The sequence below is a fragment of the Bradyrhizobium monzae genome, assembly GCF_021458635.1.
Taxonomy (GTDB): domain Bacteria; phylum Pseudomonadota; class Alphaproteobacteria; order Rhizobiales; family Xanthobacteraceae; genus Bradyrhizobium.
This window is the reverse complement of sequence record NZ_JAIRDQ010000005.1, coordinates 336,492-359,263: the sequence shown is the minus strand read 5'-3', so window position 1 is coordinate 359,263 and position 22,772 is coordinate 336,492. Positions and strand designations below refer to the sequence as shown.

The 22,772-nt window shown below is 61.1% G+C and carries 31 protein-coding genes and 2 tRNA genes; 13 read left to right on the top strand and 20 right to left on the bottom strand.

Going from position 1 to position 22,772, the window contains the following annotated elements; translation table 11 throughout:
• Nucleotides 1-29: 29 nt before the first annotated feature.
• Entirely contained in the window at nt 30-224 is a 195-nt protein-coding gene (locus K3F49_RS21035; protein ID WP_234682855.1) for a hypothetical protein, read from the bottom strand.
• 1,003 nt (nt 225-1,227) lie between these two features.
• Between K3F49_RS21035 and K3F49_RS21030 the strand changes: the two genes are divergently transcribed.
• Complete coding sequence (locus K3F49_RS21030; RefSeq protein WP_234682854.1) at nt 1,228-1,449, top strand: RNA-binding protein; 222 nt, start codon at nt 1,228-1,230, stop codon at nt 1,447-1,449.
• A gap of 44 nt (nt 1,450-1,493) precedes the next feature.
• Here K3F49_RS21030 and K3F49_RS21025 read toward each other — a convergent pair whose 3' ends face one another.
• The gene (locus tag K3F49_RS21025; protein ID WP_234682853.1) at nt 1,494-2,222 is read right to left on the bottom strand and encodes an outer membrane protein; all 729 of its coding nucleotides are present in this window, start codon (nt 2,220-2,222) and stop codon (nt 1,494-1,496) included.
• A gap of 624 nt (nt 2,223-2,846) precedes the next feature.
• Here K3F49_RS21025 and K3F49_RS21020 point away from each other — a divergent pair.
• A complete protein-coding gene (locus K3F49_RS21020; RefSeq protein ID WP_234682852.1) occupies nt 2,847-4,289 on the top strand; it encodes an outer membrane protein in 1,443 nt (480 codons plus the stop codon).
• Nucleotides 4,290-4,432: 143 nt separating this feature from the next.
• Here the strand turns inward: K3F49_RS21020 and K3F49_RS21015 are convergent.
• The 4 genes from K3F49_RS21015 to K3F49_RS21000 form a co-directional block, all read right to left on the bottom strand.
• A tRNA-Pro gene (locus tag K3F49_RS21015) sits at nt 4,433-4,509 on the bottom strand.
• A 112-nt stretch (nt 4,510-4,621) separates the two neighbouring features.
• Nucleotides 4,622-5,107, bottom strand: a complete 486-nt coding sequence (locus K3F49_RS21010; RefSeq protein WP_234682851.1) for a DUF192 domain-containing protein — start codon at nt 5,105-5,107, stop codon at nt 4,622-4,624.
• 132 nt (nt 5,108-5,239) lie between these two features.
• On the bottom strand, nt 5,240-5,875 hold the full coding sequence (locus K3F49_RS21005) for a cold-shock protein (RefSeq protein ID WP_234682850.1): 636 nt from the start codon (nt 5,873-5,875) through the stop codon (nt 5,240-5,242).
• A 211-nt stretch (nt 5,876-6,086) separates the two neighbouring features.
• Nucleotides 6,087-6,848: an SIR2 family NAD-dependent protein deacylase gene (locus tag K3F49_RS21000; protein ID WP_234682849.1), complete on the bottom strand. Its 762-nt coding sequence runs from the start codon at nt 6,846-6,848 to the stop codon at nt 6,087-6,089.
• Between the two features lie 57 nt (nt 6,849-6,905).
• Between K3F49_RS21000 and K3F49_RS20995 the strand changes: the two genes are divergently transcribed.
• Nucleotides 6,906-7,277, top strand: coding sequence for a hypothetical protein (locus K3F49_RS20995; protein WP_234682848.1), 372 nt, complete (start codon nt 6,906-6,908; stop codon nt 7,275-7,277).
• 69 nt (nt 7,278-7,346) lie between these two features.
• On the opposite strand, the gene K3F49_RS20990 is transcribed toward K3F49_RS20995, so the two are convergent.
• Complete coding sequence (locus K3F49_RS20990) at nt 7,347-7,631, bottom strand: hypothetical protein (protein ID WP_234682847.1); 285 nt, start codon at nt 7,629-7,631, stop codon at nt 7,347-7,349.
• 319 nt (nt 7,632-7,950) lie between these two features.
• Here K3F49_RS20990 and K3F49_RS39215 point away from each other — a divergent pair, with 319 nt between their 5' ends.
• Nucleotides 7,951-8,076, top strand: coding sequence for a hypothetical protein (locus K3F49_RS39215; protein WP_276575404.1), 126 nt, complete (start codon nt 7,951-7,953; stop codon nt 8,074-8,076).
• 14 nt (nt 8,077-8,090) lie between these two features.
• Here K3F49_RS39215 and K3F49_RS20985 read toward each other — a convergent pair whose 3' ends face one another.
• The 5 genes from K3F49_RS20985 to K3F49_RS20965 all read right to left on the bottom strand — a co-directional run bounded on the left by K3F49_RS20985 (nt 8,091) and on the right by K3F49_RS20965 (nt 11,198).
• Nucleotides 8,091-8,288, bottom strand: coding sequence for a hypothetical protein (locus K3F49_RS20985; protein ID WP_234682846.1), 198 nt, complete (start codon nt 8,286-8,288; stop codon nt 8,091-8,093).
• A gap of 139 nt (nt 8,289-8,427) precedes the next feature.
• On the bottom strand, nt 8,428-8,778 hold the full coding sequence (locus tag K3F49_RS20980; RefSeq protein WP_234682845.1) for a GrlR family regulatory protein: 351 nt from the start codon (nt 8,776-8,778) through the stop codon (nt 8,428-8,430).
• Nucleotides 8,779-9,131: 353 nt separating this feature from the next.
• Nucleotides 9,132-9,284 (bottom strand): hypothetical protein, encoded by a 153-nt coding sequence (locus K3F49_RS20975; RefSeq protein WP_234682844.1) that lies wholly within the window; start codon nt 9,282-9,284, stop codon nt 9,132-9,134.
• A 549-nt stretch (nt 9,285-9,833) separates the two neighbouring features.
• Nucleotides 9,834-10,130, bottom strand: coding sequence for an HU family DNA-binding protein (locus tag K3F49_RS20970; RefSeq protein WP_027531020.1), 297 nt, complete (start codon nt 10,128-10,130; stop codon nt 9,834-9,836).
• 273 nt (nt 10,131-10,403) lie between these two features.
• Nucleotides 10,404-11,198 carry an AraC family transcriptional regulator gene (locus tag K3F49_RS20965; protein WP_234682843.1) on the bottom strand — a complete coding sequence of 265 codons (795 nt, stop codon included), beginning with the start codon at nt 11,196-11,198 and terminating at the stop codon, nt 10,404-10,406.
• 191 nt (nt 11,199-11,389) lie between these two features.
• Here K3F49_RS20965 and K3F49_RS20960 point away from each other — a divergent pair, with 191 nt between their 5' ends.
• The 3 genes from K3F49_RS20960 to K3F49_RS20950 all read left to right on the top strand — a co-directional run bounded on the left by K3F49_RS20960 (nt 11,390) and on the right by K3F49_RS20950 (nt 13,577).
• Nucleotides 11,390-12,844, top strand: coding sequence for a carboxylesterase family protein (locus tag K3F49_RS20960; protein ID WP_234682842.1), 1,455 nt, complete (start codon nt 11,390-11,392; stop codon nt 12,842-12,844).
• Nucleotides 12,845-12,936: 92 nt separating this feature from the next.
• Entirely contained in the window at nt 12,937-13,122 is a 186-nt protein-coding gene (locus K3F49_RS20955) for a hypothetical protein (protein ID WP_234682841.1), read from the top strand.
• Nucleotides 13,123-13,268: 146 nt separating this feature from the next.
• Complete coding sequence (locus K3F49_RS20950) at nt 13,269-13,577, top strand: hypothetical protein (RefSeq protein WP_234682840.1); 309 nt, start codon at nt 13,269-13,271, stop codon at nt 13,575-13,577.
• A 406-nt stretch (nt 13,578-13,983) separates the two neighbouring features.
• Here the strand turns inward: K3F49_RS20950 and K3F49_RS39210 are convergent, their stop codons facing one another.
• The 3 genes from K3F49_RS39210 to K3F49_RS20940 form a co-directional block, all read right to left on the bottom strand.
• Entirely contained in the window at nt 13,984-14,118 is a 135-nt protein-coding gene (locus K3F49_RS39210; protein ID WP_276575403.1) for a hypothetical protein, read from the bottom strand.
• 461 nt (nt 14,119-14,579) lie between these two features.
• Complete coding sequence (locus tag K3F49_RS20945) at nt 14,580-14,744, bottom strand: hypothetical protein (RefSeq protein WP_234682839.1); 165 nt, start codon at nt 14,742-14,744, stop codon at nt 14,580-14,582.
• Between the two features lie 6 nt (nt 14,745-14,750).
• Nucleotides 14,751-15,011 carry a hypothetical protein gene (locus K3F49_RS20940; RefSeq protein WP_234682838.1) on the bottom strand — a complete coding sequence of 87 codons (261 nt, stop codon included), beginning with the start codon at nt 15,009-15,011 and terminating at the stop codon, nt 14,751-14,753.
• A 243-nt stretch (nt 15,012-15,254) separates the two neighbouring features.
• Between K3F49_RS20940 and K3F49_RS20935 the strand changes: the two genes are divergently transcribed.
• A complete protein-coding gene (locus K3F49_RS20935) occupies nt 15,255-16,127 on the top strand; it encodes an outer membrane protein (RefSeq protein WP_234682837.1) in 873 nt (290 codons plus the stop codon).
• A 257-nt stretch (nt 16,128-16,384) separates the two neighbouring features.
• Here the strand turns inward: K3F49_RS20935 and K3F49_RS20930 are convergent, their stop codons facing one another.
• On the bottom strand, nt 16,385-16,813 hold the full coding sequence (locus K3F49_RS20930; protein ID WP_234682836.1) for a hydrogenase: 429 nt from the start codon (nt 16,811-16,813) through the stop codon (nt 16,385-16,387).
• A 152-nt stretch (nt 16,814-16,965) separates the two neighbouring features.
• On the opposite strand from K3F49_RS20930, the gene K3F49_RS20925 reads away from it, so the two are divergent.
• The 4 genes from K3F49_RS20925 to K3F49_RS20910 all read left to right on the top strand — a co-directional run bounded on the left by K3F49_RS20925 (nt 16,966) and on the right by K3F49_RS20910 (nt 20,413).
• Entirely contained in the window at nt 16,966-17,364 is a 399-nt protein-coding gene (locus tag K3F49_RS20925) for an avidin/streptavidin family protein (protein WP_234682835.1), read from the top strand.
• Between the two features lie 456 nt (nt 17,365-17,820).
• A complete protein-coding gene (locus K3F49_RS20920) occupies nt 17,821-18,384 on the top strand; it encodes a hypothetical protein (protein ID WP_234682834.1) in 564 nt (187 codons plus the stop codon).
• A gap of 619 nt (nt 18,385-19,003) precedes the next feature.
• On the top strand, nt 19,004-19,456 hold the full coding sequence (locus K3F49_RS20915) for a VOC family protein (protein WP_234682833.1): 453 nt from the start codon (nt 19,004-19,006) through the stop codon (nt 19,454-19,456).
• 318 nt (nt 19,457-19,774) lie between these two features.
• Nucleotides 19,775-20,413, top strand: a complete 639-nt coding sequence (locus tag K3F49_RS20910; RefSeq protein WP_234682832.1) for a glutathione S-transferase family protein — start codon at nt 19,775-19,777, stop codon at nt 20,411-20,413.
• Nucleotides 20,414-20,543: 130 nt separating this feature from the next.
• Here the strand turns inward: K3F49_RS20910 and K3F49_RS20905 are convergent, their stop codons facing one another.
• The 3 genes from K3F49_RS20905 to K3F49_RS20895 are packed head-to-tail and all read right to left on the bottom strand — an operon-like array spanning nt 20,544 to nt 21,258.
• A complete protein-coding gene (locus K3F49_RS20905) occupies nt 20,544-20,711 on the bottom strand; it encodes a hypothetical protein (RefSeq protein ID WP_234682831.1) in 168 nt (55 codons plus the stop codon).
• A 7-nt stretch (nt 20,712-20,718) separates the two neighbouring features.
• Nucleotides 20,719-20,958, bottom strand: coding sequence for a hypothetical protein (locus K3F49_RS20900; protein WP_234682830.1), 240 nt, complete (start codon nt 20,956-20,958; stop codon nt 20,719-20,721).
• A 45-nt stretch (nt 20,959-21,003) separates the two neighbouring features.
• Entirely contained in the window at nt 21,004-21,258 is a 255-nt protein-coding gene (locus K3F49_RS20895) for a PilZ domain-containing protein (RefSeq protein ID WP_234682829.1), read from the bottom strand.
• A gap of 227 nt (nt 21,259-21,485) precedes the next feature.
• Here K3F49_RS20895 and K3F49_RS20890 point away from each other — a divergent pair.
• Nucleotides 21,486-21,560, top strand: a tRNA-Glu gene (locus tag K3F49_RS20890).
• An 81-nt stretch (nt 21,561-21,641) separates the two neighbouring features.
• Here K3F49_RS20890 and K3F49_RS20885 read toward each other — a convergent pair.
• Nucleotides 21,642-22,616, bottom strand: coding sequence for an acyltransferase family protein (locus K3F49_RS20885; RefSeq protein WP_234682828.1), 975 nt, complete (start codon nt 22,614-22,616; stop codon nt 21,642-21,644).
• Between the last annotated feature and the right edge of the window lie 156 nt (nt 22,617-22,772).

Here is a 22,772-nt window from a genome sequence, read left to right as displayed (position 1 = left end):
GCCGCCTGAGACGCGTGGCGGCGGCAGCCTCAGGCCGCCGCCTCGCCGTCGTATTCGGTGAACTTCTTGTAGATCCAGTCGCGGCCGTCGTGACGGCGCCAGACCTTGCCGTAGACGAGCTGCCCGTTGATCGAGCGGCGCGGAACGATCACGGTCCAGAGGTGCCAGATCTCGGCCCAGTTCGACCGTTGGTGGGATGTTTTGGAGGTGAGATCGAAAGTCATGGCGGACAACTCGCGCGAAACGAAACGCCGCGACGAATATGACATCGTGTGAGCCGCTGATGGGGCGTCGTCGCGTGCCGGGACCAGTTTGATACCAGTCGTCGAAACGGCCGCAACGACGGCCCGTGCTTAACCTAACCGATCAACCTTACTTGCCGACAGACCGCCGCGTTGCCGGTTGAAACGCCTGCCTATCTTTCCTAAGATGCATGCGCGATTTGAGAATGAGTGCGCTGTTTCCGAAGCGTTCGCCTGGTTGATTTCAAGCTCAGAATGAATTTTTCAACGACTGACTGCAGGTCGATGATCATGAATCTGCAATTTGCTTCTTTGCTTCTGGCGATGATTTCATCGCCCCCGGTACCGGTCGCCAGGCCGTCCCATGACAGGTCGCCGAGGGCCGCCAACGACAATTATTCAGTCTGGCCGCTGATCCCGTTTCCGGCGGGCTGGTACGCCTCGGGCTGAGCCCCAAAAGCGCAACGCCGCGCAAGCGGAATATCATCGCTTGGCGGCGTCCGTTTAGGCATTGGGCGCTGAAATTCCCAACATTGATATGTCCGTGGCGACGGCCAAAGGTTCGATGAAGCTTTGGTAATTCTGCGCCCTCTAACCTGTTTTAATTCCAGCAAAAATCGCGCAGAGATAGCGGCCTGCGAACAACAAGCGCTAAACGTTCGGCGGCGTGCCTGATCGTAGTTTTGGCCCTGCGGCCGATCGCACTGCGGCGATGGAAGAAGCGATTGCACTGATCGACATGAAAACCTCGGCTGAAGGGACCAGCGGGCGCAGCATCGATTGCGGGCCCTGTTCTCCCCTTCAATGCGGGGAATGCGCGAAGCAGGCGCAACGGACTTGAAAAAACAGCAACCAATCATCTCGCCACGAGTTGCAGGTTCTTCCCTCCTGCCCGGATGGCCCGCGACCAGCCCGCTGTCGGCTCCCGCTCGCCATGAATGGACAGTCATCCCGTCTCACGTCCCTGTGAGTTGGAGCGCGGCCGGTGAATTTTCGCGAGCGAACCGAGACCAATGAACAGCCGGCCGCCGGCCAAGGGGATGCTGTGAGCCAAGTTGATACGACCGAGAAACTGTCCGAGGCGGAAGAACCCCGGACGTCGCTGTTTGCACTGTGCGGGCTCGGGATCGCGGCGATCGCGATGGCGGCGTGGATCTGCGCACTGGGCTGGCTGGCCTGGCGCCTGGGCGACTGGCTGCTGTCCTGACACCTGAGCTGGCCGGCGGTGACATCCGGCCGCTCCCGATCACATCAGTAGTGGTAGTTCACGCCGATCGTCGCCGCATGGATCGTGTCCTTGAGATGGGCCACGGTGATGCCTTCGACCGGACTGATGAGCTGGATCGGGCCTTTCGTGCCGAAGTCGTGGTAATTGTATTCGACGTTGGCCGACCAGCTCGATGCAAACGCCCATTCCACGCCCGCACCTAACGTCCAGCCAGCGCGCATGACGGACGCGCTTGGATCGACCGCGAAGCCGGTGGCCGGACTGATATAGGCGTCATCGATCTTCTCGTGAGTCCAGGCGACGCCACCTCGCCCATAGAACAGCCAGCCTGAGCCATAGGCATAGCCGAACCGCGCGGTGACCGAGGCGAGAAAATCGTTCTTGAGGCCGAACTGCGACGGCACGACGAGGTTGCCGAGCGCCGGAAATCTGACGTTGCTGCCATGCTGGCTCGAAAGGCTCGACCATGCGGCCCGGCCTTCGGCGCCGACGACCCAGTTGGATGCGAATTGATGGTCGCAACCAGCCTGTCCGCCGCCGATAAAACCACCCGTGCCGAAATCGACCGTCCCCCCAGCGCTGTTGATCGTGCGATCCACGCTCGCACCGCCGCCGAGATGAGCTCCGATATAGCAACCGGTCCAGTTGAAGGTCAGCGGCGCCAGCGGCGGCGCCTGCAGCGCATAATCAGCCGCAGATGCTGTCGTCGCGGACAAGGCGAGTAGCGCCGTTCCGCAAAACGTTTTGAACATGTCCGAACATCCCCATTGCACGCGCAGAGATAGTGCACGTGAAGCTGACGCGGAGGTTGTGTCGCGGACAGATTGTCGCGGCAATGCTCAGCCCGCCGGACCAACGCCGGCAGCGGCCGACGGACATCCGTGCTTTTAGATCTCCAGGGGATCAAGAGGGTTCAAGCCGGGGACTGGTCGGGGCAGCTGTCAAGGGTATTCGATGCCGGCTTTGGGAGCCGCATCGAAGACTTGATCATGGCAGACTGCTTGCGGCCCGACGTTGCGCTCAACTCGGGCTACTCGACCAACCTGCCATCGCGCTCATCGAGCGGCGCAAGCAGGATGGGGGGCAGCACGTTCTACACGTCGCCGCGGCGGCTGAAGAACGCGGACAACGCCTTGTCTAGCCACGCCTCGATTGGAGCGGAGTCGTTCAGCCACTCGATCTCGCGCTCGACCGGCTATGAGCCGCGCTGGCGGCGACGCTTCTATTCCGCGATCATCGAACCACCTTGTCGTTGCCGAAATATCACGGCATCGAGAATAGCAGGGACGGTTGGCTCGCATCAGCCAAGTTGGGCTGGGCCGAAGGCGCTACCCCCAGTACATTTCGGAGTTGTGGCCTGACCTTTGGGGGCGAACATGCAGAAAATGTTCCTTGCGGGCATCGCTGCTGCAGGATTGTTGAGCGGGTCTGCTCTTGCATCGGATTTGCCTACCAAAGCTGCGGTGTACGAGGCACCTGTCGCTGCGCCACCCTATAATTGGTCAGGGTTTTATGTCGGTGCCAACTTCGGCGGCGGATGGTCCAACGGCAGCCTGAACATTCCTGGCAACAATCTGTATGGCGGCCTAACCGAATTCATTGGTGGCGTGCAGGCGGGCTATAACTTCCAGGCTGGTCACCTTCTATTTGGTGTCGAGGGGGACTTCGATTGGGCCGCATTTAGTCACCCGGTGCTTTCGACTCCGACCTTGGGAGATGTAAATCAGCGCTGGATCGGCACCGCCGCGGGCCGCGTTGGCGTCGTGAATGACCGATGGCTTGTATTCGCCAAGCTGGGTGGCGGCTGGGTGCAAAGCAATGCTACCTTGAACTTTCCTGGTCCGGTTTGGAACGGGTCCACCACCAGCAGCGGCTGGCTGCTCGGCGGAGGCATTGAATACGGCTTCAAGCCGCATTGGACGGTGAAGCTCGAATACGATTACCTCGCGCTATCAAATTGGACTTCGGCAACGGTGCCCGCCGTGCCCTTGAACCGCGACCTTCAAATGGTCAAGGCTGGCATCAATTATAAATTCGTGAGCGGCGTTCCCGAAGCGGGCGAGCCGTCGCCCACCGGTGGTTCTGCCGAGTCGTCGGAGAACCTGCAGAAGGCATCACAAAATCCGATCGCCGATCTGGTCAGCGTGCCATTCCAGAGCAACACCAATTTCAACACGGGACCATTCAATCGTACCCAGGAAGTGTTCAACATTCAGCCCGTCGTGCCGATGCACTTGAATGATGACTGGAACCTGATTTCACGTACCATCATTCCGTTGATCAGCCAGCCGAACCCGCTGTTTGACAGCAATACCAATGGCGTTGGCGACATTACTCAATCCTTGTTCTTTTCCCCCGCGCATCCCGGTGCGCTGATCTGGGGTGTGGGTCCCGTCTTCACTGTTCCGTCGGCAAACGATCCTGTTCTCGGGACCGGCAAATTCCTGTTCGGCCCCACGGCCGTCTTCTTGGTGACGCCAGGACATTGGGTGCTCGGCGTTTTGCTCAACAATCAGTGGTCGGTCGGTGGCAACCCACTGACGCCAGCCGTGAACTCATTCCTTGCGCAGCCGTTCCTTAACTACAACCTGGCGCAGGGTTGGTACTTGACGACGTCACCGATCATCACCTCGAACTGGCTCGCTGCATCGGGTCAGCAATGGACCGTACCCATCGGAGGTGGCTTCGGTCGCGTGTTTAAAGTGGGTGACCAACCCGTGAACGCTCAGATTGCCGGCTATTACAACGCCATACGTCCGACTGGCACATCTGCTTGGCAATTGCGGGCTAGTCTCGCGCTTCTGTTCCCGGTCAAATAAGTGAGGCGGCGCCCGCGGTCGCGACTTGCGCCGCGATGTCCGGAAAGGGTCTTGGTTGTGTGGAAACGGTCGCAAGAGAGGTGAGTTCTGAGAGCCTCGAGCCGAGGTTGCCTCAGGGTAAGCGTCGTTCTCAGGCCACTTTTTGGTCGGGGCAGCTGGATTCGAACCAACGACCTGCAGTACCCAAAACTGCCGCGCTACCAGGCTGCGCTATACCCCGAATGTCCGGCGAGCCCCGTCGATACACGCTTCGCCAGGCGCCAGCAAGCTTACGAAGCGCCATCAAGCGTTGCAAACCGCCCAAACGGCGCCACCTAGCTCAATTTGCGGACCTATTTGCTGCCAAACAGGGGGTGGCCAACGCGATCGCCGGGACGGATGCCGTATTTCTGCGCTGTTCCCGCCACGACCTCGAGGACGGCCCGGGCGGGACCTCTCGACGAAATGATCTTGGTCGAGAGCGGCTCGGTATTCTCGGCGATACGCAGGATGCGCCCGTCGGCGCGAATGAAGATCATGTCGAGCGGGACATAAGTGTTCTTCATCCACATCGAGACTTCCTGCTCGGGATTGAAGTCGAACAGCATGCCTTTGCCGTCGGCCAATTCCTTGCGGTACATCAGCCCGGTCTGCTTCTCCTCGTCCGTGGTCGCCATCTCCACCGAGAACACCTGCACGCCGTTCTTGGTGACGATCTCGAGCGGCTGGAAGCTGGCCGCGCCCGCGGGCGCGCTTGCGACGGCAAAGCCTGCAACGACGAGCACGGCGACGAGCCAGCCCCTGGCAAGGGACCAGACAATGTTTCGATCAAGCTTCATGCGAATGGCACTCGGGACAGCGCTAAGACGTGGGACTGCGACAATCCATACGCGGCGATCGTGACAAAAGCCAGAAGCGCGCGACCCGGGGGGCCGCGCGCTTCTGCTCACGAATACGAAAATGGAAAGCCGCTAGTGCGACTGGAGACCCGGCGAGCCGGTCTCCGGATGGATCTCGGCAGCCATCATGCCCTTGGAGCCCGGCCCAAAGCGGACCAGCACATACTGGCCCGGCCGCAGCTCGGTCATGCCGAAGCGGCGCAGCGTCTCCATGTGCACGAAGATGTCCGGGGTGCCCTCGCCGCAGGTCAGGAAGCCGAAGCCGCGCAGCCGGTTGAACCATTTGACCTGGGCCCGCTCGAGCCCGCTGGTCGCGGTGACCGTGACATGGGTACGCGGCGGCAGCATCTGTGCGGGATGGATCGCGGTCGACTCGTCCATCGAGACGACGCGGAAGGCCTGGTAGCCCTTGGCGCGCTGGATGCACTCGACGACGATGCGGGCGCCTTCGTACGCGGTCTGGAAGCCGTCGCGCCTCAGCACGGTAACGTGCAGGAGCACGTCGGGCCATCCATTGTCGGGAACGATGAAGCCGTAGCCCTTTGAGGCGTCGAACCATTTGATGACGCCATGCACCTCGACAAGGTTGGCGCTCCCCTCACCGAGCCCGGTGAAGGGACTGAGCGCGCTGTCACGACCGGCGCCGCCATGTTCGCCCGGCGCGGGAACTCCCAGCTTCTTGGACTCAAATCCGTCCGACGACCCCATAACCCCGGACCCCACACATCCTATGCAACCCGCCCTCAGCGGCGGCGTCGAATCACGCGTCTTGAGAGAATCTTCAGAAAATCTTCTCAACTCGACGCGACGCGAATCTCTCGAATCAAAAGATAACACTCCCGGTTGCGAGGCATAGATAAAAAAAGCGATTCGCTGGAACCTATGAACAGCTTGCACAGGCGCGAATCAAATTGATGCCTCAATTACCGACAAAGGGCCCGAGTGCTTCGCCGATGTCGTGATGGATGACGAGGTCGGCGATGTCGTCCTGCTCGGTCGGCTCGCGATTGATGATCACCAAACGTGCACCGGCGTTCTTCGCCATCATCGGAAAGCCCGCCGCCGGCCATACCACGAGCGAGGAACCGATCGCGATGAAGAGATCGCAGGCCTGCGACAGCTCGGTTGCGCGTTGCATTTCATCCTCGGGCATCGCCTGACCGAATGAGATCGTTGCGGTTTTGACCGGCTCCTCGCATGCGGTGCAGTTGGGCGCCGCACGATCCCGGTCGAACCGTTGCTTCACCCAGTCGAGCGGATAGTCCTGCCCACATCCGATGCAGCGCGCGTAAGTAGTATTTCCGTGAAGTTCAATCACGCGATCGGCGGCGAAGCCCGAGGCCTGGTGCAGATTGTCGATGTTCTGGGTGATGACCGCGGGAATCTTGCCGGCGCGATGCAGCGACGCGAGCGCGCGATGGCCGCGGCCGGGCTTGGCCGCGGCAAAGATCTCCTCCATCGCAAAGCGCCGGCGCCAGGATTCATCGCGCGCGTCCTGGCTCGCAACGAACTCGTCGAACTGGATCGGACGGTTGCGGGTCCAGATCCCACCCGGCGAGCGGAAGTCAGGGATGCCGCATTCGGTCGAGATGCCGGCGCCGGTGAACGGCACGATGGTCTTGGCGCTTGCGATCATGTCGCCGAGCCGTTCGACACCGCTCTGAAGGTCCGATGCAATCACTCGCCGCCTCCTGACTTGCCGTCGCGCTAACCGCAACATCCGCAAGCGACAAGATTGTTGACGCTGTTATCCACCGCCGCGCAAGTCGTGAGCGGCGATGGGGCCGCAATTTTTTCCGACCGCCGCTTATCACAATCCTGCAATGCCTCCTCCCCATTGACGCCCCAATCAGAAGCGCCAATGCATGTGTTAACGCGACTCAACGTGATTGCGGCGGCAGTGCTTGAGTGCAGACGTGCACACATACTCAAGTGGGGGTTTGACATGACCGAAGACGAACAACGCAAGATCCGCGAACGCGAAGAGATTGCCGCCCGTGTCGCCGCCTTCCGTGCCACGCAGGAAAAGTTCAAACGCGAGCGCGAGGAATATTTTGTCTCGACGCTCGAGAACGCCCGCAAGGTGGAACGGCCCTCGCTCTGGCCGTAAGATTGCGCAGGCCCGGCGCACACGAAAAAAGCCCGGAGCGTCGCTCCGGGCTTTTCGATTCTTCAGCCGTTACCAGTGGCGGTAGTAGTGGCGATGGCGATAATACGGTCCATCGCCGTAATAGGCGTACGGGCCAGGGCTGTAATAGGCGGGGCCGCCGTAATAGCCGTAGCCGGGGCCATAGCCGTAACCATAGGGATGGGATGCAGCGATCGCGCCCGCGGTGATCGCGCCGGCGGCCAGACCGAACGCGACGCCCGGGCCAATGCCGCGCGCCTCGGCAGGCGCAGGGGCCGCAAGCGCGGTCACGCCGACCGCCGCGACGGTGGCAAGAACTGCGATTGTCTTCTTCATGATCTCCTCCTTCGCATCTCGCAGGGACAACGCGGACTATCCGGGATGGTTCGCTGTTCGTGGAACCGAGCACCGCGAAAAAAATCTCGTCGCGAAGGGAACGATATCGAGACGTGCAGATTGAACCTGCAAGTGCGGGAGCCTCCGCCATCCGGGTCGAGGCAACAGCACGAAGACCCCGTCAGCATCTCCGCGGTGCTGGCGGGGTTTTTCAGTTCCGGAAGACAAAATGCTCTTCCCAGCAAGTCTTCTGGCAAGGCGGGAACAAGCGCGCCGCGCACACGTTGAGGTAGTCTTCCCGCAAGAGGAGAGGCTCGTCATGCCTGCCTGGCTCGAAGTATTGCTCAACTTGTCCGGCTTTGCCGGCTTCGTGGCGCTTGCGACCCGCGGCGCCGCATGCCGGCAGGACTCCGCCGACGACGAGGTCTATGGCAACAAGCGCTAGTTCGCCTGCACTGCCTAATGGGCCTGCGGAGGCTGTCCCGCGGTGCGCACCAGCCGGTCGGCCTTGACCGCGACGCGCGTGTCCTCGTCCTGCGGCCGCAGCGAAAAGCTGATCACCACGAAGGCGAGACAGAACAGCGTGCCGACGACGGCGACCCGGCGATAGGTCTGGCGGTCGCCCTGATAAAATGACGGTTCTAAAAAAGGTGTCATGGCAAAAATCGGTTTTCTTGGTGCCTTTGCCAGACACCTATCCCAACGCGCGGGAAGCGCAACGCAATCGGGCTTTTAACCTAACCGAATAGGGTTATCGCAATCGCTGCAACCTTTCGTTAGGAGACGACGACGCGCCTCAGACCTCGGCCAGCCACTTCAGCGACGCGCGAAAGCCGAGGCTGCGATGGCCGGCGACCAGCACGGTGCCATACACCTCGGCCCCCTCCTCGCTGAACGTGCCGGAGAAGCCGCTGGTCGCTTCCGCGCCGGCGAAGAGCGGCCGGACAAGCGGATCGGCGAACGGCGAATGCTGGTTGGTGGCAAGCTCACCCTTCCAGGTGCCGTTGCCGAACGTGTAGGAGCCGCGCGACCAGAAATACGGTCCGCCGCCGAGCAGCACGCCATCGCGCAAGATCAACACGCCGCTGTCGCGGCCCTTCACGCCGTCGAGCATGTGGATGTGGACGGAGTACAGCCCGTTCTTCATGGAGGTGCCCGCCTTGGCCTGCGACGATAGCGCGGCGTGCGGGGAGCGTCGAGACGGCGACGGGCCGTGTATTGCCCTGCAGCGACCTTCTTTGTTCCAGCTTCGCCTCCGTTTCGTTCACAAGGAACGAATCGGAATCGACGAAATCAGCGCCGTCCAATTCTTAAGAAGTCGTTTGCACGCAAATGAGCGGACACACGCGACCTGTTCTCCATCCGACTCCATTTCGTTCTCGATGAACGAATCGGAGGCGGGCAAACCAGCGCGACGCGTTCCCTAACGATCGATGAAGCGAACGGAAGTCACATCAGGTCGTCATCGCCTCAAGCCAAAACCGCTTAAGCCGAGACCACTCACGCCGCGCGTTTCGCGTGGTCGTTCGCGGAGCTGCCCTTCTCCGAGAAGCATTCCAGGATCTGGATGCGGAGTTCTTCTGCGGCCGGGCCCTCGACCTTCCTGAGCTGGTTCCAGAGCCGGATCACTTCGCGCTGTTTCTCGACGGTCATGCGTCACCTCCAAAGCAGGTGGCGCACTGGAACAAAATGAGAACAAGAAGTCCAGCCCCCGCGCGAAATTTCCTGTGATGTCGCGTTGAACCTTTTCGGCGCGTCGCAGACCCATGAAGGCTGGGGATTTCAGCGCCCAGTCGGATGCCGGCGCCGCGATCGACGAACATATTCCGTCACCGCGGCGCTGTTGCTTTTTGGATTTTCAACCTTAAGTTAGACGTGATCTTGAGATTGAGACGGCTGACGGCCAGGCGCTGAAATCCCAATGCCGTCAGCAAGAGAGCCCCGTGCGCAAGCGCGGGGTTTTTCTTTTCGATATTCAGGTGGTGATGAGTTGCGGGGATGAGTTGCGGGATCGCCGCGCAATTGTCTTGGCGCGATGAACTTTTTCAGCGCTGGCGCGTCTCATAAATGAAGCTTCCCCCAGGCTTCACCCCCACCAGAAAACCCCGCTTCCCCCAGGCGGGGTTTTCCCCTTTTTGTCCACGTCACGCCGCCGGTCCGCGCGCCGCTCAAGGCGCACGCAGACGGCGCACCGGCGCCGGATCAGACCGAGTCCTTGGCCACCTTGAGCGGCGAGGCCTTGACCGACTTGCTCGCCGGCTTCGCAGCAAACTGCATCGGTTCCTTGGTGAAGGGATTGACGCCCATGCGGGCTTCGGTCGCAGGCTTGTTGACGACCGACATCTTCACGAAACCGGGAATGACGAACTCACCGGACTCGTTGAGCTCCTTGTAGCCGACGGTCGCCATGTATTCGATGACCGACTTCACGTCGTTCTTCGCAAGCTGCGTGCCTTCCGCAATTGCATCGATCAATTGGGTCTTGGTCATCTTCGCCATGTCTGGACTTCCTCTGAATTGGGTGCGCGCGAACTGCGACGTAGCTTTGTCCGGGAAGCGGTAAAACTACGCGGGCCGCGCGTCTGTTCATGCCTGTCGGCCACGAAGCAGCCGGGCTTAGAACCCATTGAGGCCGAAAACGCAAGCAGCAGTTCTCGCTGGGTTCCGCAATGTTTCCGCCGGATAATGGCGTCTGCAGCGACGACAAATCGAATTCCACAGCATCCCTAGGGAGTTCGCCAAGCTTGCGGACGCATCCGCGCTCGCGCGCGACTAGGTCTTCTCAGACACACTGCCGAGGTATTTGGCTGGCGACTTTCCAAGTGCCTTCCTGAACATCGTGATGAAGGCCGTGACCGATTCATAGCCGAGATCGGCCGACACCTGCTGCACGCTCGCGCCCGCAGCAAGCTCCCTGATCGCGACGATCAGATGCAGTTGCTGGCGCCAGCGTCCGAACGTCAGCCCCGTCTCCTTCGCAACGAGACGCGCGAGACTGCTCTCGCTGAGCGCAACGTGATCGGCCCATTGCGCCAGCGTGCGACGGTCCGCGGGATTATCCGCCAATGCTGCAGCGATGCGCTTCAATCGCGGCTCGCGCGAGAGCGGCAGATGCAATTGCTGCACGGGCATGCGCGGCAACTCGCCGAGCAGCACGCCGATCAGACGCTCCCGCCTCACCTCGTCGTGCTGCGCGCCGTCGCACAGCTCGACGATCAATTCGCGCAGCAATGGCGAGATCGAGATGGTGCAGCAGCGATCCGGCAGATCGACCAGCTCCGCCTCGATATAGACGAAGAACAGATTTGCATTGGCAGTCGCGCGATTGCTGTGCGCCATGTCGCTGGGAATCCAGACCGCGCAATGCGGCGGTACCATCCACAGGCCATCAGGAACGCGACAGGTCACGCCGCCTCCGAGCGACACCACGAGCTGTCCCTTACGATGCCTGTGGTCGGGCACCTCGCCTTTGGTGCCGTCGGCATCGACGCGCACGGCAATGACCGGCGCGGAGGCGTCGTCCACGTCCAGGTCGAGCCAGGGATAATGAAGCTTCTGTCGGGCCATTGACGGTTTTTAGCGATTGATTGCGGTTATGAATAAATTCATCCAGCGCGAAAGTCGATAGATCTCGCCTCGCCTCAATGCAAGGAGATGCGACCGTGCACGGCTCGATGACGACCAAAGCCGCCCAGCTGGACCGACAGGTGCGCACGCAAGCGGGCGAAGTGCGCGGTCAGCCCCGAGACACAAGCGGCGTGCTCGCATTCAAAGGCATTCCCTACGCAGCACCTCCGGTCGGGCCATTGCGCTGGTGCGCGCCGCAAGCGCCGGCGCCGTGGCACGGCGTGCGCGATGCGCTGGCCTTTGGCGCGGGCTCCCTCTCATCGCTCGCAAATGATCCGAGGCCGGGACCGCGCAGTGAGGATTGCCTCACGCTCAACGTCTGGACCGCTGCAAAAGCAGCGGACGAGAAGCGGCCCGTGATGGTGTGGATTCACGGCGGCGGTTTTCAGTTCGGCTCGTCGGCCGATCCCGCCATCGACGGAAGCTTCTTGGCGGCCAAGGGTGTCGTCGTCGTGAGCTTCAACTACCGCCTCGGCCTTCTCGGCTTTCTCGCCCATCCCGAGCTCGATGCCGAAGCGCCGTCGGGCAATTACGGCCTGCAGGATCAACTCGCCGCGCTGCGCTGGGTGCAATCCAACATCGCCGCCCTTGGCGGTGATCCCGACAACGTCACCCTGTTTGGCGAATCCGCCGGCGCCATGGCCGTCGGCATCTTGATGGCGTCGCCGCTTGCACGCGGGCTGTTCCACAAAGCCATCGGCGAGAGCGGCGCCTTCTGGGACGGCCGGCACGGGTCGCTGCAAGCTTTCGACGAGGCTCGCGCGCGCGGCGTGGCCTTCGCGCGCCGGCAGGGTGATGCCTCGATCGCAGCTCTGCGCGCGATGCCTGCCGAGCAGTTGAATGCGGCAGCCCCCTGGAGTTTTGAGCGCGACCACGTCACCCAGGCGTTCTCGGCGAGTATCGATCGTTACGTCGTGCCTGACGTGCCCGCGCGCCGCTACCCGCGTGGCGAACAGATGCACATCCCCCTGCTGGCCGGCTGGAACAGCGCGGAAGGATTCCCCTTCATGTCGCAATCCCTGCCCCATCAATCGGCGCAAGCCTTTCGTGCTGCGGCCGAAACCATGTTCGGCGAGGAGCGGCTGGCGGAATTCCAAAAACTCTATCCCGCCAAAACCGACGCGCAGGCCAGGGCATCTGCCGCCGCGCTCACCGGCGACATGGTCGTTGGCGAGCAATGCTGGCAGTGGCTGCGGCTGCACCAGAGCAGCACGCGCGCGCCCGTCTACGGCTATCACTTCAATTACACCTCGCCTTACACGCCGATCGCCTCGCACGTCACCGAGATCCCCTTCGTGTTCGGAACGCTGACGTCGCAGCGGGTGATCGGCAGCACCACGCCGCCGGCGGAAGCCGACCGCGCCCTCTCGGAGACGATAATGAGCTATTGGGTGAACTTCGCGACATCAGGCGATCCCAACGGGCCCGGCCTGCCGTCCTGGCCGGCCTATGATGCGCACGATGTCGTGCAGATCCTCGGCAACACCGTCGAAGCTCGACGCAACCCACACGCCGATCGCTTCGCCTTCCTCGGCAGTTTCAGAGAGGACGGCGTGCTTCCGATGCGCTGGCGGGAGGCCGTGTAGACGATTCCGAGGATTGCACCCGGCCGAGACCGTCACCGCGCGACAACAGCAATAATGGTTCTCTTTTGGGAACAACTCCTGCATAATGCTGCATGGCAAAAACAAAAGTGACCTTCAAAACCGCCCGGATTTCAGACACCGAATGGAAAATCCTGGCTGATTACCCCGACCACGAGCAGCGCCAGATCACCGGCTTCACCAGCAAGGCAGATGCCGACGACTGGATCAACGGCGACCGCAAGATCGCCTGGCTCCGTTCCCAGGGCTACGCCAAGTAACTTAGCCAAGTGACTTAGCCTGAGCTCCTCGCGTGAGGGTTCTTCCCACCTCGTCGTGAAACTTGTGACTCGACAGACATTGTTCAGACTCTGGTAACCCAACGCATCCACTCTCCATTCAGTATCGTTGCGTTGGAGTACCCACAGTGCTGGATTTTGACGAGCTGCGTGAACTCGCAGCCGATGTTCGTGTGTTTGTCGATGTTGCCGAAGACAAGGCCGAAGCGCTCAGGGCCGTGATCGGCGCTTATGACGTGGTGCTGGCGATTTTCCCGTCCGGAGACGGCATGGGCCTTCACGTCATCAAGGGCAAAGAGATCCTGGACAGAATCGCAAAGTCGCGGACGCACGCGACCTACAGCCATACGGCGATCGCGGTTCCCGACCTCGAGCATGCCGAAGTGCTGAAGCTCCTGACGACGGCGGCGCCCGTCGCGCAGCGGATCGCAGCGTAATTGCAGGCGGCGAGTGGGCCGGCCGCGTTCCCCCACAAGGCGCGCGGCAAACATATTTAGAAACGAGGAGAGCAGAGCCGCGTTGTCCCCTGCACTGCCGGGTGACAACCGGACGCAATGGGGATGTCGGACGCGGAGCATTTTTCCGGTTTCTGCCCGCGACATCAACGCATCGGTACGCGCTGACGACTAACCTGTTCCCGGCAGATGCGGCCACCAAATGAGTGCGAACCACAATTGTCGCAAGCCGCCCGTGGCCCTGCCATGGGCGGTTTTCGCGTTGCTAGTGCGGCGCTACCTGCGGCACGCTCGGCCTCACGAGCACGGGACGCTTTTTTCAGTCTATCCCTCAGGGAAGAGAACAGCTCGACCGCAAGCTCGAACAAGGCGGTGATGGAGAAGTCCATCACGACCTCCGCAGCATGTTCGCGCCAACATGCCCGCCAAGCGCCAGAACAAGAAAGAACAGCGCTGCCGTGAATTCGCTGCGCAGCGCCTGAAGGCCGGCAAGAATGAGCAGGGTTGTTGTGGCGTATCGCATGACACCCTCCATGCGCTGGAGCGTGCGGCAACAGGGATGCAAACGCCGTGAGCTCCGTCACGCTTGCGACAATGCTGGATCAACGCGACGGGCGACGCGGCGATGAAGATGCGCAAATGCGATGGCAGCGTGACCCGCTTCACACACGAACCGGGCAATCCGCGTTAGGCTCGGGCTCCATGATGGGAGTCCGGAGTGCTCGACCATGTCAGCCAGATCACATGGCACCAGAAGGGATTGGAAAAACCATAGGGCCGCGCACAAGGCGATCATGCGCCGCACCTTCGGCATCGACCTCTACGTGATGGTGAGCGGGTTGCTCGGCCTGCTTGGCGCCTCCTACGGCATCTGGATCGTCCTGTCTCAAGCCTACAGCTGACGAGCCTGCAGGCCCGAAGACCTCCACCAGCAGCATGGCCGCTACCGCGAGCCGTGTGATCGCCTTCACGGCATCCCCGCGTTTAGTGACCCCACACGGCCGCCGCAAAGCCGATCGCGATCAAGCCGAGGCCGATGACAACAGGCGCGAACTCGGCGGCATCTTCCACGCCGCACAATTTGGCGATGATGGTCCCGACTGCGCTCAGGACGATGTCGAAGATGAAGCCGAGCAAGGCGTCAAGCATGGCGGCTCATCCTGCCTTGCCGGACTTCATGGCGTGTACCGCGTCGCCGACGACGCCTCCCACGACGAATGCGGTGAAGACAGGCCAGCCCGCAGACGCGACCAGGATCGTCGCCAAATGGTTGTCCCCGCCCGGGTGCCTGTAGCTATGGAAGCCGGCGAAGACGACCACCGCGATCAGGCAGCCAACCAGATATCGTTTGAACCAGCCCACGGCGAAAGACCTCGTTTGCAGGCATTCGTCGCGTCGCGCGGCATCCCGGTTCACACTCAGTCCTCATCCTGAGGGCCAGCGGCGGGCGTCTCGAAGGATGGCCACAGGGGAATCGCTCCCACCGGATTGACGTCCGAGATTCCGGCGACAGTTCAGCACCGTCACCGCAATTCTCTGGTATTCGCCCGAATCCACGGCGCTGTGGCAGCGGAACTACATCCTTCCCGTCAAAAACACACTAGATTCATCTGGAATCAAGGCGCGCCCGCGGGGAGTTTTTTGGACTGGGGACATTTCATGAAGTCGTTGTTGTTAGGTTGCGCCGCATCGCTCGTTCTGGCGACTATTGCGAACGCCGCCGACCTTTCGCCGAAGACCTACACCAAAGCGCCCGTCATCGCGCCTGCTTCGAGCTGGACCGGCTTCTACGTCGGCGGCAACATCGGCGGCGGCTGGGGCGATCCGAGAGCCACCTATGCGGGCAATGACACGACCAGTGCGGTGCTCCTTGCCGGCCTGCTCGGGTTTCCAGATCAGCAAGCCGTCGCCTCACATGGCATCAACTCCAGCGGCGTCACAGGCGGCGTCGAATTAGGCTATAATTGGCAAGTTGACCCGCGCTGGCTGATCGGACTCGAGACGGATTTCAGCGGCTCCGGCATCAAGGGTGCGGGCAGCGGCACCAGCGTTTTAAGCACTCTATTGGGCGGGTTCACCCAGACCGTCAACGCCGAACAAGCCATTGAATGGTGGGGCACGGTCCGCGCAAGATTGGGCTTTCTGCCTCACAAAGATCTGCTGTTGTTCGGCACCGCCGGCTTTGCCTATGGCAGGGTTTCGGGGACCGACACCTATATGTTTAACGGAGCAGCGGTACCGTTCGGTGGTGGGTTTGGCTTCGTTACGTTCAACTGTACCGCGGGCGCCATCTGTTTCTCCGGCTCGTCGGCAAGCGTGAAGACCGGCTGGACCGCCGGCGGTGGCGGCGAGTGGCGCGTGGCTCCGCGGTGGACCATCAAGGCCGAGTATCTCTACGTCAATCTCGGCGACGTCTCGGTCACGGCCATTGCTGGACTCACCAACCTTCCTGGCGAGACCCCTTCACGCTACACGGCCAGTTTTCGCGAAGACTTCCACGTCGTCCGCATCGGGGCAAATTATCAGTTCTGAGCGAACCGCTTCGAGGCCCGCCTGGAATGCAAAAGCCCCAGAGATTAGCCGGGGCTTTTGCCAGGAATAGTCCGCAATGGGGTCAGAGGACTAAACCGCTCGCGCGGTCGAGACCACGGCGGGCAGCGGGGCTGAGAAGATAGCGCAACGAGGCGTCCTGTCTCTTGAGATGAGGGGTTCGCAACCTACACTCCAAACAGAATTCCGGTGCCAGCACTATCACCGTAATTCGTATTGGGTCACTGCCGCACGTCACCTCACTCCGGCTTTGCCGTGCTCCGCAACCCGAGCATCAGCAAGATGACTGCAAGGACGATGGCTAAGCCGATGAACACGAATCCGCCGGTGATCATTGCCTCCTTCCAAGGCGCAGCTTCATGCCCCACCGCCGTGATTGGCGAGAGCGCGGCTGTCCCAAGCACGGCGGCCGCCGTCGTTACGATCCAATTGCCGTATGTCCCGATGAGCAGTGCCCAATAGGCCACTGCCTTCGTTCGTGTCGATAGTCTGACCTCGTTCCAGATGGCGCCGACCGCCAGCAAAAACGTGCCGTTCATCACGCCTTCCAAATGAGCGGCCAACGCCATCCTCACATTGGTGAAATGCTGCTCGACCAGCCCCGTCAGCAAACCGATCAGAAACAAGGCTGCGCCATGCCAGAGGAGCCTTCGCTTCTCATCCGCCATAAGCTTGCCCTCCAGTAGCGGACGTTGAATCACCGTACTCTATTTCAAGCCGAAGCAAACGGCACCCCAACTGATCATCTCGCCGACGCGGCTTGCAAAATTGAAGGAACCGAGAATAGACTACCTTTGGTTGCTTAACCCGGAGATTGGTCATGAAGCGCTTTCTTGCTTTGATTTTCTTCTTCCTTCTTCCGTTTTCAGCCCAAGCCCAAGTCCCCTCGTTTTCGACGTGGGTCAACAGCAGAGGATCTCTTCTAACCGTCTTTCTAGTCGACCCTTCCTCAGGAGCCTTCACGGGCACCTACGTCAACAAAGCTGCTGGCTTTGAATGCCAGGGCGTCCCGTACGCGACGTCTGGCGTGACCAAAGCTGTGGTCACGACTTTCACGGTGAATTGGAATGGCATCCTCGTTCCCGATTGCCATTCGACAACTGTCTGGATTGGTCGATCGGTTGGCCCAGTACTAAAAACGCGGTGGAAGCTTAACTACGTCGGATCCGACGGAAAGCCCCACATTCTCGTCGGCAAAGACGTTTTCACTAGGCAATAACTCTGCTCCCCAACTCGTGACGCTAAGCCCTCGCGCGATAGAAACTGGCGAGCATACTGCCGTTGCGATGCAAGTCCTCGCGGTGCGGGATGCCGCAGATGAAGAAGCCGCTGGGAATTACGGTGACAGCACTGTCACCGTAATCTTGTCACCGTAATCTCAGAAATGGCCGGTACGCTTGCGTCGCGCCTGGATGATCCGGCATAGCCTCGATGCACACGGGCCAGCGCGCGGCGCAGACCGTCGGGATCGGACGGCACTAGGATGAGATGCACGTGGTTTGGCATCAGGCACGGCTTGAATCGTGAGCGGCTTGCAAACGAGCGTCAAATCTCTCTTGTTGACCTGAGATAGTTCGGCACCTCAATCCACAGGACAACCTTAAGAGGAGCTTGTAGTTTTACACATGCTCGTTATCCTCCACGCTCTATTTTGCGGCGCACAAAGGATTTGAAGATGGATTTGACATTCAGCCTTAAGAACGTGGCCCCTGGTGATTACACCGACGATTCCGGCAAGACAGGAGCGCTTTTGGTAGACCGGACTTTCTATTGCTTCTGCACCCAATTTTTCCATGACACATCACCTCCAGTGCACGTCAGAAAGAACGACCTTGCGTCAGGCGCTTCAATTGTAGGCCTCTCCCCTGAAGCCAACTGGCTATATCTCTGCGGCGCCACGAAGGTGGAGAACAACGAAGCGCATTTCCTGGATTGCGACAGCGTCACTTTCACTTATGCGACGTTCTCCGGCGATGATACGCCGCAGGTTGGGTATGCCGATCCGAGCAACTCTATTTCGCACCCTGTTGCCATTTTGAAGCCAACCCCTGTTCGAGAAGCACGCGTCTTCACCGTCAAACCGACAGAGGGCAAAATTAGGCGATTGGTTTTCATGGCGAAGAGCAACACACTCTTTGACGCGATCACTTTCAACAACGTGGCTTCGTCTGGTGTCGTGTTCGACAAAAACGTTCTCGGAAATGAAGTGCCTGAGTGGGCGAAGGCAATGACAAAATAGAAGCCTACCGCCTGCGCATATTTGTATCGCGATTCAATCGCACCCGGATTCATTTTGCGTGTTCTCGACTACGGTGACAGTGCACCAAATTCACCGCGACCGTTTCGCCCCCTCTGCGGTCTGCGGACCGCCCCAGCATCGATTGAGTGCACTGTCACCGTTTCGCTCTTTCTAGGATTTCAAACCGCGTTCGTTTGCGATCGCAACATGAGACCATTTGCATTCGTGACCGCTTTCAGGCGGGCAATTTGAAACATTCCTGCTCCCGCATTGCGAAATATGGAATACTACAGCAACTTTAGCATGCATGCCAAACTTCCCCCTATCCTAACCAAGATCTGGAGGCAGGCCGTGGCTTGCAGCTTGTTGCTCGTCCCTCGCCGGTTATCGCCAGCTCGCCCTGCTTCAGGTCGTAGGAGCCGCGGAGGTCGTTTCAACCATCATCGTCAGTGAAGCGACCATCTAATACGACGTTAGTCCGCGCTTGGATCGTTCGCTTCATTTGCCGTTTCCCCTCGCGGACGTCCCGGCCCCCTGCCCCTCCCACCACTTTCCTGCTATCTCTCCCCCGCCATCCCGGCCCAAAGCAAAACCCCATCCGTTCAAGGGAGCAACAACCATGCGTTATCTCCACACCATGCTGCGCGTGCGCAATCTCGATGTCGCGCTGAAGTTTTACCAGGATGCGCTGGGGCTGAAGGAGGTGCGGCGGATCGAGAACGACAAGGGGCGCTTCACGCTGGTGTTCCTGTGCTCGGCGGACGATCTCGAGGCGCTGAAGAAGCAGCCGCAAACGCGCGGCGCGCCGCTGGTCGAGCTCACCTGGAATTGGGACGAGGAGAAATATGGCGAGGACCGCTTCTTCGGCCATCTCGCCTATGAGGTCGACGACATCTACGCCACCTGTGCGCAGCTGCAAAAGGCCGGCGTCACCATCAACCGGCCGCCGCGCGACGGCAACATGGCCTTCGTCCGCTCGCCCGATCTGCACTCGATCGAGATCCTGCAGAAGGGCGAGCCGAAGGCGCCCGCCGAACCGTGGGCGTCGATGCCGAATATCGGCCACTGGTAACGGCCGCGCCACAGGAACCAGTCCTCGTCATTGGGGTTGTCTCTCCAACAAAGCAATTGGAGGAGAACGCAATGGGACGAGGAATATTGCTGTGGCTGCTGGGCGTGCCAATTCCGGTGATCATTCTGTTGTGGCTGTTCTTCGGCCATTGATCCCCGCGCAAACGCATCTTGCGTTTGTCGCGCCAGCTCACTTTGCAATGAAGGCTCCGCCATCGGCGGGGCTTTTTGCATGAGGGGCTCACGGCAATGCGCATCGCTTCAGTCAGGGATTTCCGCTATCACCGCGCGACGTCAAGAAGCGCCACGGGAGGAATTCATGTCGGATCAAAAACTGACGATCTGGGGCCGCGCCAATTCGGTCAACGTGCAGAAGGTGCTGTGGTGCCTCGCCGAGCTCTCCCTGCCCTACGAGCGCATCGACGCCGGCATGGCCTATGGCAAGACCCGCGAGCCCGACTATCTCGCGATGAATCCCAATGCGCGGATCCCGACGCTGGTCGAGGGCGATTATGCGCTGTGGGAATCCAATTCGATCATGCGCTATCTCTGCATGGCGCATGGGCGCGGCACGCCGATCTATCCGGAGCCGCCGAAGAAGCGCGCCGGCGTCGACCGCTGGCTCGACTGGACGCTGTCGATGGTGCAGCCGGTCGATCGTCCGGTGTTCTGGGGCGTCGTGCGCACGCCGCCCGCCGAGCGCGACATGGTCAAGATCCAAAGGGATGCCGATGCGGCCGCCGAAGTCTGGGCCATCGCCGACCACCATCTGGCCTCGCGGACCTTCATGGAAGGCGACCAGTTCACGCTGGCCGATATCGCGATCGGCGCCTATGCGCGGCGCTGGCTCGGCGTTGAAGGGATCACCCGTCCGGCGCAGCCGAACCTGACGCGGTGGCTCGCCGAGCTCGCCAAGCGACCCGGATTTGCGCAGCACGTGGCTCCGCCGATGTCGTGAACCGCTGACGCGGCTTAAGCTCTGATGAGATCGCGCTGAATCGCGCGGGCCGCGCAAACCGCCCGCGCTCGACGTCTCTGTTGGCGTCTACTGTGCATGGGGTTGTTGTCGCGTTTTTGGGTGTGGCGGCCTAGTGCCAGCCGCGTTCGACCAGCACGACGACGACGATCAGCACCAGCGTCACGATCGCCGTGGCGAGCTTTGCGGTCCGGGACAGCCCGCGCCCGACCCACCACAGCAGCGCGCAATACATCAGCGCGGGGACGAGGAGATCGAGCCGCAGCAGGTCCGGCGACATCCGCGCCTCAGCGCCCGGTCACGGCATCGACGCTGACCGCACCGCCGATCTTCACGCAGGTCCCATTGACCATGGTGAAGCCCCGGCCATAGGAGGCGCAGTCATTGGCCTTGTCGGCCCCGGCGGTGCCCTTCAGCGGCAGGGTCTTGCCCGACTGCGGCTGCGCGCTCGGCGGCAAGCGTAAGGTCTCGGCCCCAGCTGCGGAGGTCGTAACGAGAGACATCAGGAAGAGACAGGCGGCGTGCATACCCGCCTTGTAACCCGGACCCGGGCCAGGCGCTATCGGTGGCCGTCAGAGGAACTTGACGCCGGCCGACTTGCCGCGACGCCAGACCACCTGGCAGCTCCGCCCGGTCCGGGCATCGCGCGCAAACGCCATGCGGATCACGCCCGGGAGCTGGCTCGCATCCTCGTCCATGGTGATCCTGGCGCCGGAGGCGGAGATATCCTGGACCAGGCAATGCCGCGCCGCGAATCCGCCCTCGAGCGTGATCCAGGCGTGCTGCGACAGCAGCTTGCGGGCTGCGCGCTTCTTGGGCTGTGGCATTGGCGAAAAATCTCTCCCGCTCCAGCGCTAGCCCAGGGAACCCTAAGAAACGGTTGAAATCGCCACCCGAATGATCCCGGTGCAGGCTATCCACCGGGCCCAAAAGAGCGTGCCGGGACGGCTTGCCCACGGGCCCAAAGGCCACTATACGTTCGCCCGCTGCAAGCCGCCGGGCACGACTCGGACGGCCAGCAGGCCTGTCGCTAATGCGGCCTGGCCTTGCGTTTGCTCCCTTCGTCTATCGGTTAGGACGCCACCCTTTCACGGTGGAGAGAGCGGTTCGATTCCGCTAGGGAGCGCCACGCAGCGCCCATCCCTCACCGCTCGCCCAGGACAACTACTCTGCACCTTCGCGCAGGCAAGCCGGACCGTTGCGGAGGTCGTCAGGTCGTCGTGAAAATCTCACGTCGCCGGTCGCGCCATTTTCGACTTATCGCGATGAACGGCTCTTCGATGAACCGCCGCGATATCCACGCCATCGGTGTGGTCAACAGCACTCCGATGACAATGCTCATCAGCATCGACAGCATGGGCCAGCCGTCGATACTGCTGATGCGGACCGCGACGCTCAAGCCGATCATGTGGAAGAGATAGAAGCTGTAGGAGATCCGGCCGTAGAAGCCGATCACCGGCTGATCCAACCAGCGAAAGCCGCGCTGCCGATCCCCAAACGCGATCAGCGCAACCAGCAGCCCGGATGAACAGGCTTCGAGCAAGATGATCGGCGCTGTCTGCTTTTGCAGACCGCAATAGAGGAACAGGACACCGGCCACGACAGCCACCACCATCTGCCGACCGCCGATACGTTCCACGAGCCGGCGTCCCGCGAAGTGCAGTGCCACGCCAAGCACAAAAGCATACAAGGGCGCGAGGTTCGTGTAGCCGCCGAGCAGGTGCGCATACGGACCGATGAACGACAGCCCGAACAGCACCGCGATCGCCGCGATCAGGACGCGCAAGCCCAACCGCCGCCCGCCCAGGAAAGCCAGAATGATGACCGGCGTTGCGAAGCACTCCACCGTCATCGACCACATCGGCCCATTGATGTCGTGCCGGATCATCAGGGCGTTCAACATCACGTTGAAGGGCGAAAACTCGGCCCCGAAGCCCAGATAGAATCCGAATGCCTCGTGCAGCGCGGCCAGCAGCAATACGACCGCGATGGCGGCCGGAAACAGCCGGAGAATCCTGTGACGCAGGAATACCGCGATGTCGTCATTCCGCGCCAGCGAGCGCGACAGCACGAAGCCACTCAGCACGAAGAACAGCACCACCGGCGCCATGCCCGTGACATAGGTGTCGGTGAAGCGTCCGAACGCATGGTAGCCGACGACGGAGACCGCAGCGAGGCCGCGCAACGACTCAAGTCGAGGCAGGAATTCGAGTTTTTGAACCACGATCGTCCTGACATCCGAGGTCTGGATTTCGGACGGCTTGTTGATCTTGCAGCATCCGCACTCGTACTTAGGCACAAGACGGCACGTCATGGCAATCTATTGAAATGGGTCCGTCCC